The organism is Variovorax fucosicus (genome assembly GCF_030316825.1).
Lineage (GTDB): Bacteria > Pseudomonadota > Gammaproteobacteria > Burkholderiales > Burkholderiaceae_C > Variovorax > Variovorax fucosicus.
In genome coordinates, this window is the sequence record NZ_JASZYU010000003.1 from 290,009 (window position 1) to 303,435 (window position 13,427).

Below are 13,427 nucleotides of genomic sequence, written 5' to 3' on the forward strand. Positions count from 1 at the left end.
ACCGCATGTCCGAAATCTGGCGCTTGTCCGCTTCGCAGGTGGCCGCTTCGATCCGCCAGCGCAAGCTCTCGGCCACCGAAGCCGCGCAGGCGGCGCTGGCGCGGCTCGATGCGGTCAATCCGCAACTCAACGCGGTGGTCGACTGGCGGCCGGACGAGGTGCTGCAACGCGCGGGCGCGATCGATGCGGCCCTGGCGCGCGGCGAAGACCCGGGGCCGCTGGCCGGCGTGCCGGTCACGGTCAAGATCAACATCGACCAGGCCGGTTTTGCCACCAGCAACGGGCTCAACCTGCAGAAAGACCTGATCGCGGCCACGAGCAGTCCGGTGGTCGACAACCTGCTGAAAGCCGGCGCGGTGATCGTCGGCCGCACCAATACGCCGGCGTTCAGCTACCGCTGGTTCACCGGCAACCAGTTGCACGGCACCACGCTGAACCCGCGCGACGCCACGCTCACGCCGGGTGGGTCGTCGGGTGGTGCCGCGTCTTCGGTGGCCGCCGGCATCGGACACCTGGCGCACGGCACCGACATCGCGGGCTCGATCCGCTACCCGGCCTATGCCTGCGGCGTGCACGGGCTGCGGCCCTCGCTCGGCCGTGTGGCGGCGTGGAATGCGGCCTTGCCCGAGCGCAGCATCGGCGGGCAGGTCATGGCCATGTCGGGCCCGATCGCACGCACCGTGCACGACCTGCGCCTCGGGCTCGCGGCCATGGCGGCGCCCGATGCGCGCGACCCGTGGTGGTGCCCGGCGCCACTCGTCGGCCCCGATGCGCCGCGCACCGTGGCGCTGTGCCTTCGGCCGGACGGGCTCGACACACAGCCCGAGATCGTCAGCGCCTTGCGCGATGCGGCCGACCGCCTGCGCGATGCCGGCTGGACGGTGGACGAGGTCGACGCGTTGCCGCCGATCCGCGACGCGCTCGACAGCCAGGTGGTGCTGTGGATGGGCGATGGCTACGAGGCAATGGTGCGTGCCGCCGAGCGCGAAGGCGACCGGGGCGCGATCACCGCGCTGGCCGGCCAGGCCGGGCTGGCGCAGGGCATCACGGCGGCGCAACTCTCGGCCGCACTGGTGAAGCGCGCCACCATCACGCGGCTGTGGCAGATGTTCCTGGAGCGCTATCCGGTGGTGCTGCTGCCGGTCTGCGCCGAGCTGCCGTTCGCGGCCGATCTGGACCTGCAGGGGCCGGTGGCCTATGCGCGGGTCTGGCAGGCGCAGCTCACGATGATCGGCCTGCCGCTCACCGGCCTGCCGGCGCTCACGGTGTCCACCGGCATGGTCGGCAAGAGCCCGGTCGGGGTGCAGCTCGTGGCCGGGCGCTTCCGCGAAGACCTGTGCCTGGCGGCCGGCGAGGCGATCGAGGCGCGCGGCGTGCCGCCGATGCCGATCGACCCTGTCGCAGCGTGAGCTTCCGCGTCTTTCTCGCCTCGCTGTTCGTCTCCAAGCTGGCCGACCAGATCCTGCTGTTCCTGGTGCCGCTGGTGGTGTTCCAGGCGACGCAGAGCGTGGCCTGGTCGGGCCTTGCGTTCGCGGTCGAGGCGCTGCCTCGCTTCCTGTCGTTTCCGGTCTGCGGAGCGCTGTGCGACCGCCGCTCGCCCCTGAAGCTGCTGCAGTGGAGCCAGCTGCTGCGCGCTGCGGTTTGCGTGGCCGGCGTGCTCGGCAACGAATGGGCGGGCGGGGTGGGTTGGCTGGTGGCGCTGTCGGCCGTCTGCGGCGTGCTCACCACGCAGGGGATGATGGCGCGCGAGGTGTTGTTGCCGCAGATCGCGGCGCAGGGCGAAGCGGTGCGTTTCGACCGCGTGCTGGCCTTGTCGCAGGCGGCCGACCAGACCGGCTTCGTGCTGGGGCCGCTGCTCGCGGCCGCGCTGCTCGAACTCTGGCCCTGGCAGGGCGTGGTGGGCGCCGCCGCCGCGCTGTTCCTGCTGGCCGACGCGACCACCGTGTGGTGGCGCCGCATCGCGCATCTTCGGCTGCGCGACCCAGAGGCCGGCGGCGGGCCGCTGCTGCGGCCGATCGTCGTTGCGTTCGCGCATGTCTGGCGGTTGCCCGGCCTGAAGCGGCTGGTGCTGCTGGCCGCGGGAGTGAACCTCATCATCGGCGTCACGCTGGCCTCGTCGGCCGCACTGGTCACGGGCTTCTACCAGCGCTCGACCGGCGACTACGCCGTGCTGCAGACGATGGGCGCCGTGGCCACCATCGTGATCCTGCTGACCATTGCGCGCTTCGCGTTCGCGCAGCGCACGCTCGGCGTGGTGTCGTACACGCTGATCTTCCTCGGCGGCGTGTTGACCGGGCTGGGCGTGCACCCTGCGGTGTACGCGCTCGGCTTTCTGCTCGTGATCGGCTTCGACAAGATGTTCAACGTCTACATCCGCAGCCGCCGGCAGAAGATCATTCCGCCGGCCGACTACGGCAAGACCACTGGCGTCATCGTGATGCTCAACAACCTGACGCAGCCGCTCGCTGGCGTGCTGGTCGGCGCGTTCGCGGGTGCCGGTGAAACGGGTGTCCTGATCCTCGTGCTTTCACTCGCGATGGGCGTGCTCGGCCTGCTCGCCGCGCGGTCTGCCTAGCCGGAGAAACCGCCTTCGTCCAGAAAGCGCTGCTCGTCGGGCGTGCTGGCGCGGCCCAGTGCAGCATTGCGGTGCGGGAAGCGGCCGAAGCGCGCCACGATGTCGCGGTGAAGTAGCGCGAAGCGCTGCGTGTTGGCATCGAGCGCGGCATTCAGCGCCACAGAGCGCTCCTGGTCTTCCAGGGCTTCGGAGTGCATGAAGGGCAGGTAGAAGAAGGGGCGCAGCGCCGCCTCGACCTGCGCGTCGAGGCCGGCCGCGATCGCGGCGCGCGCAATGGCCCGGGCCTTGCCGTCGGTCGCGAACATGTGACCGGTCTCGCGGTAGGCGTTGCGCGGAAACTGGTCGAGCAGCACCAGCAGGGCCAGTGCACCTTCCGCATCGGCGGCCCAGCCGTCGAGCGCACCCGCCGCCGCGGCATGGTACAGGGTTTCGAAGCGGTTCTTGAACGCGGCGTCGAAGGCCTCGTCCTTGGCGAACCATTTTTGGGGACCGGCTTCACGCCAGAAGTCAACGACGTCGTGCGCGGTGGGAAGTGCGTTCATGCGCCGAGTATCCGGGCCCTCAGGCCGGGCTGTGCGGCGCCGGCCGCAGCAGGCCGGTGGCGGCCTTGGCGCCGAGCACCATCTCGGTCATCCAGCTCACCAGCAGCATCCCGTAGGCCTGGCGCGAGGCCTCCTGCGAGAGCGCGTGGTCGGCGTCGGACAGCACGCGATAGGTGACCGAGTGCACGCGCTTCAAGGCCGTCAGGTAGTTCTCGATCACCGGGTGCGGCACGGTCTTGTCGTGCTCCGATTCGACCACCAGCGCATCGCCCTTGAAGGCAGCGCAGGCGGCCAGCGCGCGGTTGTCGGCCGGTGCGATCACGCTGCGGCGGTAGACCATCAGATCCTCGCGCGCCAGCTTGCCCTTGGGCGTGTCCCAGGCTTCGTCGCGGTACAGCGCGGGCGCGCGCAGCGCCAGCCAGCGCACCGGCCGCAGCGCGCTCACCAGCGCCGCCAGGTAGCCGCCGTAGCTGCTGCCGACGATCGCGACCGACTGCGGATCGACCGCCGGGTGGCCGACCAGCGTGTCGTAGCCGGCCAGCACGTCCTGCAGGTTGTCCTCGCGCGTCACTGCTTCGCGCAACGCCTCGTGCCGTGCATGGCCGCGCAGGTCGATCGTCAGGCAGATGCAGCCGAGCGCTGCGATCTCGTGCGCCCGCGCAAGGTACTGGGCCTGGCTGCCGTCCCAGCCGTGCACCAGCAGCACGCCGGGAACGGCGGCAGAGGGCGCAACCAGGGTGCCGGCGATGTGGTGGGTGCCAACGGCAATGTCGATGGTGCTATGGCGAGTGGGCATCGATCCTCATTTCACCGCACCACCGCGTACTTGACCAGTTGCCCCGTCTGCTTGTCGACGCCGCGGAAATAGACGGTGGCGCCAGGCGGCGCTTCCTGCGTGCCGTACACCTCGAAGCAGGAGGCCTCGACGCGCTGGCAGTCGGGCCGGTCGCGAAAGCATTCGAGCCCGGCGATCTCGGCGCCGGTGGCGCCGCCCATGCGCCAGGACTGCTCCAGCACGCCCGAGCGCTCGGCACCGGCCGATGAACGACCCTGCGCCACGTCGTAGTTGATGCGCGACGCGAAGAAGCCCGGAAAGCAGTCGAGTGCGGCTTCGTGATAGCACTGCGCCTGCTCGATCCCCAGCCGTACCCGGGGGTCCAGATCGGGCTGCTGCAGCAGCGCATCGAAGCCGCCGCGCACCAGCGTCAGATCCGAACCGCCGTAGACGATGTTGTCGTGGTTGCTGCGCGTGGTGCGCTGCACGCCGTGGTAGCTCGCGCACAAGTCACCGACCGTCACCTGGCCCACGCTCAGCGTGATCACCGGCTCGCAGAGGTTTTCTTCGAGCACCAGGCCATGTTCGGCCAGTTCCTCCGAGCTCATTTCCGCAAGGCAGCGATCCAGCGCCGCGGCGTCCGGCACCACGGTCTGGCCGCGGCCACCCGTGGCACAGGCCGGCTTAGCGCGCACCGGCCCGTCGGCCAGCAGGAGCGCGCCGGCCTTGCGCGCGTCGTCGTGCGAGAACACCGAGAAGCCGCGCAGCACGGCATCCGCCACCCGTTCCGGAAATGCCGGCGTCCAGCCAATCGGCGCCACCGCGGCCGCATCCACCAGTGGGTGCGTGATGACCTTGGTGCCGACGAAGCCCCACGGCACTACGCCCCCGAAAAGGTCGGTGGCGCTGCGCACGCCCAAGCCATGTGCCACATCGGCGGTCAGTGTGTCGCTTGGCACGAGGTAGAGCGGAGCGTCGTACGGGTGGTCGTGCACGTATTCACCCCGGAACGCGACGCCCTTGAGCGCAGCCAGGCGCCGGGCGGCCTCCGCGCGCGTGGCATGTTCCTGGTCGCTGTCGTAGATCCGGTGGCTGGCGGTCAGCGCGACGACGTCGGCTGCGCGGGAGTGCAGGGGCGCGAGGGCAGGCATGGGAGTGGCTCACTAAAGAATTGGTGAACCGGCATCACGACATGGGCCGGGCTTGCCCCAAGAATGAACCTCCGGCCGCCTCAATGCATCAGTTTTTGGCGCACGTCGGCGCCAGCCAATGCCTACAAGCTCAGGCGCCGCCGCGCACCATCGCCAGCACGCTGGCCGGATTGAGCGTGCGGGCTTTTTCCTGCATGGCCGGCAGGTAGCGCGACTGCAGGCCCTGGGCTTCCTGCGTGACGCTGGCGTAGGCTTCTTTCAGCATCTGCGTCGACAGCGTCCGGCCGCCTGCGTAGTAGCGCTTGGCCACATGGCCCAGCGCGTAGGTCGTGGCGAAGCTCATGCCCGAACTCACTGCCTGGTTGCCGAGGCCGCGCAGCAGCCCGCCGCCGACCTTGCCGAGCAGGCCGCCCAGCAGCTTGCGCCCGGCCTGTTCGAGGTACTGCGAGGTCAGGCCGACACCGACCGTGGCGATGAAATCCTTGACGTGCCCGCTGTCGAGCTCGTAGCCCTGCGCCTTGCCGATGCGGTACACCAGCTTCATCTGCAGCGGAATGATGGCCATGGTCGACAGCGTCTCGGGCAGCAGCTCGAGCGCGCCGTTGAGGATTGCGGCGTTGAGAATCGCCTGGTCGAGTTCGGCGCTGTCGACTGCGGGTGGAGCGGTGGTTGCTGCGCCTGCTGCGGCGGTGGTGGCCAGCGGTGCCGACGCGATCGCTGCGGCCTGCGTGTCGAAAGCCTGCGTGGCCCGCGCGTCGAGGCCGAGCGAGCTGCGCAAATCGTTCAGAAACAGTTGTTCAGGTTGCGACTGGGCGCCGTCGGCATCGCAGACGCACACCGCCATCTCGTAGGCGAGCTGGCGTGCCTCGGGGCTGGTGAGCGCTGTGCTCTGGTCGGCCAGCGAAACGCGCTTCATCAGCACATCCTGGTAGAGCGACTGCAGGTTGATGTCCTGGCCCGCCTGCGCCAGCCCTTCGGCAATGCGTTTGACCTCGTCGCGCTCGCGCTCATGCTTGTCGCCATCGACATAGGCGGCCATGAGGCACAGGGTGACAATGGCACGGCTTTCGGAAGGGGTGATCACGTTCGGGGGTTCCTGAGAGTTGAAAGGCTTTGTTCGGGTGGGGCAGGGCGCGAAGGTTCCCCCAGCCGCAGAATGACCGTAAATCGATCCTGGTTAATTTTGATCTTTGAGAAACTGCACCTTGTGGGCCCCGGACGGTCGAGCTACGAACTGGGCGAGCCCATGCTCGTCTATGACCGCGGCCGCTTTCTTGGCTCGCTCGACCCGATCGAAGTCAACGCCGACGGGTCGACGGTTCACATCAGCCGCTTCCTGGTTTCACCGTCGGTGGGAAGCGAGCGGCGCAGCCTCGGCCCGCTGCTGCTGGTCGATGTCACGCTGTTCCTGGCGGAGCGTTTCCCCAGCATCCAGACCGTTTGCTTTACCTTGACGCGCGAGATCGAGATCTACGGCGACGGCATGATGGTTGCGACGGCACGCTCCGAGCTGCTCCGGAGCATCGGTGCCACGGGCGTGCATGTCCAGCTGAAGCCGGATCCGAGTCGGCCGGGCAATTTCGTGGTCCGGGGCGTCTGGAGGTACACGGAAAACAACCTGGCCGCCCTGCGCGCAGCATCGGCCACGCAGCGTGCGCGCTATCGCGAGGATTGCCCCGAAGTCCGGACCGGGGGATATCCGCTTGCGCTGCTGCGCCGCCTGGCGCGCTGGTGGACTCAGAGGTAGGTCGATGCCAGTCCGCCGTCCACGGGCAGGTTGACGCCGCTGATCCACCGCGATGCGTCCGAGCACAGGAAGGCCACCACCGGTGCAATCTCGTCGGCCAGCGCCGGACGCTTCATGCGATGGGCGTCCTTTTGCACGCGTTCCTGGCCCAGCATGGCAACGAAGTCGCCCAGGATGGGCGTGAAGACCGGGCCCGGCGCCACGCAGTTCATGCGCACGCCTTTTTCCAGGAACCACTTCTGCGACTGCGTCACGGTCCAGACGATCAATGCCTCCTTGAAATACTGGTAGCAGGTCTCCTGCGGCACCGGCTGCCCGGCGAGCCAGGCCAGTCCGTCTTCGAAGTTGGCCGTCTCGGCCAGCGCCTTGTGCTGCGCCAGGCGCAGCGGCCATTCGGCGCCGAGGATCGAGGCTATGTTGACGATCGCGCCGCCCTCGGGCAGGCGTTCGAGCACGCGCTGGCAGAGGTGGCGCAGGCCCAGGTAGTTGACCCGGGCTACCAGATCCGCGTTGGCAGTGCCCGGCACACCGGCGATGTTGCACAGCGCGTCGATGCGGTCGGGCAGTTGCGCGACGGCCGCGTCGATGGCCGATGGCTCGGACAGGTCGGCGCGCACGAAGCCGTCGAGCGTGATCATCGGGTCGTTGCGATCGACGCCGATCACGCGCGCGCCTTGTTGGCGCAGCAACCGCGCGGTTTCGGCGCCGATGCCCGAACTCGAGCCGGTGATGACGATGGTCTTGCCGTGGAAGCTCATGGTGTCTCCTCAGTTCAGAACGGGTATTGCGGGGCTTCGCCCTTGACCGTGACCCATTGCCATTGGGTGTATTCGTCGAGGTCGGCCGGGCCGCCCACGCGGCCACCGTTGCCGGAGCAGCCCATGCCGCCGAAGGGATTGGTGCACTCGTCGTTCACAGTCTGGTCGTTGATGTGCAGCATGCCGGTCTTGAGCCGGTCGCCGATGGCCATGGCGCGTGCGATCGAGTTGGAAATCACGCCCGCCGACAGGCCGTACTCGGTGTCGTTGGCGAGCGCCACGGCCTCGTCGTCGGTGCTGAAGGTGGTGAGGTTGACCACCGGCCCGAACACCTCTTCCTGGAAGGCGCGCATGCCGGGGCGCACGTTGCTCAGCACGGTCGGCTTGAAGAACAGGCCGTCATGCGTGCCGCCGGCTTCGAGCTTCGCTCCTGCCTTGACCGAGTCCTGCACGATGGCCAGCGCGCGCGCCACCTGCCTGGCGTTGATCATCGGCCCGAGCGCGACCTGCGCGGTGGCGGGGTTGCCCATGGGCAGATGGGTGGCCTTGGCCACCAGCCGCGCGATCAGCGCCGGCGCCACCTTCTCGTGTACCAGGATGCGGCCCGAGGCCATGCAGATCTGGCCCTGGTGCAGCCATGCGCCCCAGGCTACGTTGCTGGCCGCGCGGTCGAGGTCGGCCTCGCTCGTGATGTCGTCGAGCACGATCAGCGAGCTCTTGCCGCCCAACTCCAGCGACACCTTCTTCAGATGCTTGCCGCAGAGTTCGCCGATGCGCCGGCCCACCGCGGTCGAGCCGGTGAACTGGATCATGCGCACATGCGGGTCGGTCACCAGCGCCTCGCCGGCCTCGGGGCCGCCGGGCAGCACCTGCAGCACGCCGGCCGGCAGGCCGGCTTCCTGGAATACGCGCGCCATGATGAAGCCACCGCTCACGGGCGTTTGCGGATCGGGCTTGAGCACCACCGCGTTGCCGGCCGCGAGCGCCGGCGCCACCGCACGCAGCGACAGGATCAACGGAAAGTTGAACGGCGAGATCACGCCCACCACCCCATGCGGCACGCGGCGCGCGATGTTCAGGCGCCCCGGCGTGGTCGGCAGCGTCAGGCCCTGCGGTTGCAACACCATCCCGGCCGCCAGGTGGCACAACGTGGCGGCCTCGCGCACCTCGTGCTCCGCCTTGGCCATGATGCCGCCGGTTTCGCGGGCGACGAAGACCGCCAGCTCCACCATGTGCCGGCTGAACAGCTCGCCGGCGCGGCGCAGGATGGCTGCGCGCTCGCGCGGCGCCATCGCGGCCCAGGCCGGTTGCGCCTCGGCTGCGTGTTGTGTGGCCGCGGCAATGTCGGTGGCGTTGGCCAGGCCGACGGTGGTCAGGGTCTCGCCGGTGGCTGGCTCCTTGACCTCGCAGGTGCCGCCCAGGGCGTCGACCCAGGTCGGCGCGTAGACGCGGCTGAGCCAGCGCGTGGCGTCGAGGAAGGAAACGGCATCGAAAGCGCCCATTGGAATCTCCGGAATGGTTGTGGGTGAATGGCATGGCCGCGGCTTTCGCGGATGGCATACCCATCGCAATCCATATTCCAGAAGCTGCGCCAGGCTCCATTTGCTGCCTCGCAGCATTGGCTTTTTTCACGGGGAAAGTCGGTACTTTCCCGGAGGGCGATTGCTGCACTGCACAGGCGGTTTCCCCACGGCAGCAAACTTCTCATTTGAGCAATTTTCAGAGCCGGAAAGTTCTTAAAAGGTTATAAACAATAATTACATGGAGACATCCAGCATGCAAAAGCCCGCCCGCATTTCCCTGGCCGATGTCGCGCTGAAGACCGGTGCCATGCTGCGTCGGGGCGACAGCGCCCATTTCGATGATGGGCAGGCGCCGACCCTGGCCGACTTGACCGAATCGCTGTTCTTTTCGCCGGGCGACGGGCGCATCTGGCTCAACGAGCAGCGCATGCTGCTGCTGCACAGCTCGTCGATGGGCCATCTGCGGCGCGAACTGATCGACAGCCTCGGACTGGAGCGCGCGCGCGGGCTCCTGACGCGCTCGGGCTACGTTTCGGGTGCACGCGACGCCCAGCTGGTGCGCGAGCGCTGGCCCCAGGGCGACGCCGCGTCGGTGTTCATGGCCGGCACGCGGCTGCACGCGCTCGAGGGCATGGTCAAGGTCACGCCGAAGGCCTTCGACTTCGACATCGACCGTGGCATCTACGAAGGTGAGTTTCTCTGGGAACACTCGAGCGAAGACGACGAACACATCGCGGCCTACGGCCTGGGCACGGAGCCGGCCTGCTGGTCCCAGATCGGCTATGCCACCGGCTACGTGACCAGCCTGCTCGGCAAGCTCGTGGTGTTTCGCGAGGTCGAATGCCGCTCCATGGGCTCGCACGTCTGCCGCGTCATCGGGCGACATGCCGAAGCCTGGGGCGATGTGAGTGAGGATCTGCGCTATCTGCAGGTGGGTGATCTGACCGAAGCGCCCAAGCCAACCGCGGTCGTCCGACCTGCCGCGACGCCGCCAAGCGCCTTGTCTGCGCGTGCTGCCGAGCCCTTCGATCGGCATGAGATGGTCGGCGCCTCGTCTGCCTTCAACTCGGTCTGCCACCAGCTGGAGCGGGTGGCGCGCACCCAGGCCACCGTGCTGTTCACCGGCGAGTCGGGCGTCGGCAAGGAGGCCTTTGCGCGCCGCCTGCATCGCATCAGCGCGCGTGCCGACCAGGCCTTTGTGGCCGTGAACTGCGCCGCCATTCCGGACACGCTGATCGAGTCGGAACTGTTCGGCGTCGAGCGCGGCGCCTTCACCGGCGCGACCGCCTCGCGCCCGGGGCGCTTCGAGCGCGCCAACGGCGGCACATTGCTGCTGGACGAGATCGCCACGCTCAGCCCGGTGAGTCAAGGCAAGCTGCTGCGCGCGCTGCAGGAAGGGGAGATCGAGCGGGTGGGCGGCACGCGCACCCTGCAAGTCGACGTGCGCGTGGTCGCGGCCACCAATGTCGACCTGCAGGCGCAGGTGCGGGAAGGGCGGTTCCGCGAAGACCTGTTCTTCAGGCTCAACGTATTCCCCATCCACCTGCCGCCGCTGCGCGAACGGCGCGACGACGTGCCGCTGCTCATGAACCACTTCCTGCAACGCGAGGCACGGCGCCACGGCCGCCAGGTCGCGGGCTTTACGCCGCGCGCGGTGCGGGCACTGTTGCAGTACGCCTTTCCCGGCAACATCCGCGAGCTGCAGAACCTGGTCGAGCGCGGCGTCATCTCGGCCGAAGACGGCAGCGCGATCGACGTGCCCCACATGTTCCGGCGCGAGCAGTTGTCCGAAGAGACGCTGCTGGCCATCGGCGCACACGGCGGCCTGACGGTTCAGCCGACCCAGGTCGCGCCGGATCTGCTGGCGCTGCTGGAGCAGCGCCTGGGGAGCGAAACGTTGAGCCTCGCGGAGGTCGAGCGGCAACTGCTCGACGAAGCGGTCGCACAGGCCAAGGGCAATCTGGCGGCTGCCGCGCGCCGGCTGGGGCTTACCCGCGCGCAACTGGCCTATCGGCTTGGGCGTGCTGCGTCATCGGCTGGGCATTCGCCCAGCTAGGGAAGGTCTGAACAGGTACGTGCGCAGCGAGGCGATCTCATACAGGGCTTCTTCCTTCGCTGGGTCGCTCAGGGCGAACCAGTTCTGCATCAGGTGAACGCGCAGAATGGCTTGCAGCGGGTAGGGCCGACGGCCTCGGCCTGCCATTGGATAGTGGGGCTCGATGACTTTGAGCAGCGCCTTCCAGTTCAGGTCTCTCACCCCAGCCCACGTCGTGGACCGGGTATGGCTTGCAACCTCGCCGATGCACGTCGATAGCTGGAGTTGCACGTCTTTCAGACGAAGTCCTGGCGAATAGAGCACCGCAAAATGTCCGCGACGAGGGTTAATATGCGCCAGCCATCCTTCCCTACGGAGTCGGCGCACGTGAACTCGGCTGATCTCAGGCAGCGCTTGGTGGCGATCCTCGCAGCGGACGCCGCGGGCTATTCGCGCCTGATGGCCGTCGACGACCGCGCCACCGTGGCTGCCCTCGACGCGGCTCGTGCGGTGTTCCACAGCCGCATCGAGGCCAATCATGGCCGCGTGATCGACATGGCCGGCGACTCGGTACTCGCCGTATTCAGGACGGCGGCCGGTGCGGTGGCGGCGGCGATGGTCGTCCAGCAGGACTTGGGCGCGTCCATCGACGCCCTGCCGCAAGACCGGCGCATGCCTTTTCGCATCGGCATCCACATGGGCGACGTTATCGAGAAAGCGGACGGCACGGTGTACGGCGATGGCGTGAACATCGCCTCGCGGCTGTGCGGCGTGGCCGAGCCGGGCGGCATCCTCGTGTCCGACGCGGTGTACGGCGCCGTGCGGGACAGGATCGGCGAGGGCTTCGTCGATCAGGGCGAGCAGCCGATGAAGAACATTTCGCACCCGGTCCACGCCTTCAAACTGACGCGCGCCGCGCCAATGTCCTTGCGAGCGCCGGCACTGCGCTTGCCGGACCGGCCTTCGCTGGCCGTCCTGCCGTTCACGAACATGAGTGGAGACTCGGAGCAGGAGTACTTCGCGGACGGCATCACCGAGGACATCATCACCGACTGTTCCAAGATCTCGGGCTTGTTCGTCATCGCTCGCAACTCGACGTTTGTCTACAAGAAGCAAAGTGTCGACATCCAGGAGGTGGGGCGCAAACTGGGCGTGCGTCACGTGCTCGAGGGCAGCGTGCGGCGCGCCGGCATGAGAGTGCGTATCAACGTGCAGCTCATCGATGCCGAGTCTGGCGGGCACATCTGGGCTGACCGCTATGACCGCGAGATCGAGGACATCTTCCTGGTGCAGGACGAGGTCACTCGCAAGATCGTCGAGACGCTCGAGGTCAGGCTCACCGGCAACGAGGAAGCCCGCCGGCAGGAACGCGGCAAGGTCAACGGCGAGGCCTACGACTACCTGATTCGCGCCAAGAGCTGCATCGTTCAGTTCACGGCGCCGGCGCTGGTCGAGACGCGAGAGATGCTAGAGCGCGCACTGGCGATCGACCCGAGCATGGCGCTGGGCTATGCCTACCTGGCGATCGCCGGCGGCATCGAATACGCCAACGCCTGGAATGGCCGGACAGCCGACGATCTGCACGAGAACCTGGCGTTGGCAGGCAAGGCGTGCGAATGCGATCCCCTTGAGCCCATGGCACACCATGCGCTTTCCAACGCGCTGATGTGGCTGCGCAGGTTGGACGAGGCCGAGAGCGCCGCACGTCGCTCGGTCGCGCTCGACCCGAACTCCTCCCAGAGCTATGGGACGCTCGGCGTCATCCTGGATTTCGCCGGGCGCCACGAGGAGGCGATCGAATCGCTCGCGAAGGCGTTGCGCCTCGACCCGCAGTTCAGCCTTTGGCTGCATGCGCAGGGGCGGGCTCAATTCGTCATTGCGCGATATGCAGAAGCCGAAGCGAGCTTTAAGCGGCGCCTCATCCACATGCCGGGTTCGGACGTTACCCGTGCCTACCTAGCCTCGCTCTACGGTCACACCGGTCGCCATGAGGAGGCGCACCAGATCTGGAGCGAACTAATGGACATCCATCCCGAATATGCAATCGAACTCACGCTGCGCGTCCTGCCCTACAGCAACCCCGCGCCTCTTGAGCAGTTTGTGGCGGGCCTGCGCAAGGCCGGGCTAACCGCCTGAACCCACAAGCGCGGACTGGAACTGACCACATCCGTGGAAAATTCCAGGTACCCAAACGAAGAAGCTGCGCCCTCCGGACTGAGCGAATAGGCCACGGTTGACTGAGGAATCGTCGCGAGAGCCGCTGAGGCGAATGAGAGCAGGCATACAACACTGAGCCGTCGTGCAATGACTGCATCAGGAAA

At 67.8% G+C, this 13,427-nt stretch carries 11 protein-coding genes and 1 pseudogene; 5 read left to right on the top strand and 7 right to left on the bottom strand.

Annotated elements, in window-relative coordinates; all coding sequences use genetic code 11:
• Positions 1-5 precede the first annotated feature (5 nt).
• Complete coding sequence (locus QTI05_RS18995) at positions 6-1,409, top strand: amidase family protein (protein ID WP_286620246.1); 1,404 nt, start codon at positions 6-8, stop codon at positions 1,407-1,409.
• On the top strand, positions 1,406-2,575 hold the full coding sequence (locus QTI05_RS19000) for an MFS transporter (protein ID WP_286620247.1): 1,170 nt from the start codon (positions 1,406-1,408) through the stop codon (positions 2,573-2,575). Before QTI05_RS18995 ends, QTI05_RS19000 begins: the two co-directional genes overlap by 4 nt.
• On the opposite strand, the gene QTI05_RS19005 is transcribed toward QTI05_RS19000, so the two are convergent.
• The 4 genes from QTI05_RS19005 to QTI05_RS19020 all read right to left on the bottom strand — a co-directional run bounded on the left by QTI05_RS19005 (position 2,572) and on the right by QTI05_RS19020 (position 6,124).
• A complete protein-coding gene (locus QTI05_RS19005) occupies positions 2,572-3,117 on the bottom strand; it encodes a DUF924 family protein (protein WP_286620249.1) in 546 nt (181 codons plus the stop codon). The two genes, QTI05_RS19000 and QTI05_RS19005, sit on opposite strands and share 4 nt — an antisense overlap.
• 19 nt (positions 3,118-3,136) lie before the next feature.
• Entirely contained in the window at positions 3,137-3,913 is a 777-nt protein-coding gene (locus QTI05_RS19010) for an alpha/beta hydrolase family protein (RefSeq protein ID WP_286544115.1), read from the bottom strand.
• Positions 3,914-3,924: 11 nt separating this feature from the next.
• Positions 3,925-5,043: a DUF3182 family protein gene (locus tag QTI05_RS19015; RefSeq protein WP_286620251.1), complete on the bottom strand. Its 1,119-nt coding sequence runs from the start codon at positions 5,041-5,043 to the stop codon at positions 3,925-3,927.
• A gap of 130 nt (positions 5,044-5,173) precedes the next feature.
• Positions 5,174-6,124: a YcjF family protein gene (locus QTI05_RS19020; protein ID WP_286621102.1), complete on the bottom strand. Its 951-nt coding sequence runs from the start codon at positions 6,122-6,124 to the stop codon at positions 5,174-5,176.
• A gap of 165 nt (positions 6,125-6,289) precedes the next feature.
• On the opposite strand from QTI05_RS19020, the gene QTI05_RS19025 reads away from it, so the two are divergent.
• Positions 6,290-6,790, top strand: coding sequence for a hypothetical protein (locus QTI05_RS19025; protein ID WP_286620253.1), 501 nt, complete (start codon positions 6,290-6,292; stop codon positions 6,788-6,790).
• Here QTI05_RS19025 and QTI05_RS19030 read toward each other — a convergent pair.
• Both QTI05_RS19030 and QTI05_RS19035 read right to left on the bottom strand, forming a co-directional pair.
• Positions 6,781-7,548 carry a coniferyl-alcohol dehydrogenase gene (locus tag QTI05_RS19030; RefSeq protein ID WP_286620255.1) on the bottom strand — a complete coding sequence of 256 codons (768 nt, stop codon included), beginning with the start codon at positions 7,546-7,548 and terminating at the stop codon, positions 6,781-6,783. The genes QTI05_RS19025 and QTI05_RS19030 overlap by 10 nt on opposite strands.
• A 14-nt stretch (positions 7,549-7,562) precedes the next feature.
• The gene (locus QTI05_RS19035; protein ID WP_286620257.1) at positions 7,563-9,050 is read right to left on the bottom strand and encodes a benzaldehyde dehydrogenase; all 1,488 of its coding nucleotides are present in this window, start codon (positions 9,048-9,050) and stop codon (positions 7,563-7,565) included.
• A 274-nt stretch (positions 9,051-9,324) separates the two neighbouring features.
• On the opposite strand from QTI05_RS19035, the gene QTI05_RS19040 reads away from it, so the two are divergent.
• On the top strand, positions 9,325-11,127 hold the full coding sequence (locus tag QTI05_RS19040; RefSeq protein ID WP_286620258.1) for a sigma-54-dependent Fis family transcriptional regulator: 1,803 nt from the start codon (positions 9,325-9,327) through the stop codon (positions 11,125-11,127).
• A 15-nt stretch (positions 11,128-11,142) separates the two neighbouring features.
• On the opposite strand, the pseudogene QTI05_RS19045 reads toward QTI05_RS19040, so the two are convergent.
• Positions 11,143-11,319 (bottom strand): annotated as a pseudogene (locus QTI05_RS19045) (transposase); the annotation flags it as partial.
• A gap of 138 nt (positions 11,320-11,457) precedes the next feature.
• Between QTI05_RS19045 and QTI05_RS19050 the strand changes: the two are divergent.
• Complete coding sequence (locus QTI05_RS19050) at positions 11,458-13,242, top strand: adenylate/guanylate cyclase domain-containing protein (protein WP_286620259.1); 1,785 nt, start codon at positions 11,458-11,460, stop codon at positions 13,240-13,242.
• Positions 13,243-13,427: the final 185 nt, after the last annotated feature.

Coding starts and splice junctions, on each gene's coding strand:
- QTI05_RS19050 (WP_286620259.1), top strand. CDS start 11,458: ATGCGCCAGCCATCCTTCCCTACGGAGTCGGCGCACGTGAACTCGGCT.
- QTI05_RS19010 (WP_286544115.1), bottom strand. CDS start 3,913: ATGCCCACTCGCCATAGCACCATCGACATTGCCGTTGGCACCCACCAC.
- QTI05_RS18995 (WP_286620246.1), top strand. CDS start 6: ATGTCCGAAATCTGGCGCTTGTCCGCTTCGCAGGTGGCCGCTTCGATC.
- QTI05_RS19035 (WP_286620257.1), bottom strand. CDS start 9,050: ATGGGCGCTTTCGATGCCGTTTCCTTCCTCGACGCCACGCGCTGGCTC.
- QTI05_RS19005 (WP_286620249.1), bottom strand. CDS start 3,117: ATGAACGCACTTCCCACCGCGCACGACGTCGTTGACTTCTGGCGTGAA.
- QTI05_RS19040 (WP_286620258.1), top strand. CDS start 9,325: ATGCAAAAGCCCGCCCGCATTTCCCTGGCCGATGTCGCGCTGAAGACC.
- QTI05_RS19015 (WP_286620251.1), bottom strand. CDS start 5,043: ATGCCTGCCCTCGCGCCCCTGCACTCCCGCGCAGCCGACGTCGTCGCG.
- QTI05_RS19025 (WP_286620253.1), top strand. CDS start 6,290: ATGCTCGTCTATGACCGCGGCCGCTTTCTTGGCTCGCTCGACCCGATC.
- QTI05_RS19030 (WP_286620255.1), bottom strand. CDS start 7,548: ATGAGCTTCCACGGCAAGACCATCGTCATCACCGGCTCGAGTTCGGGC.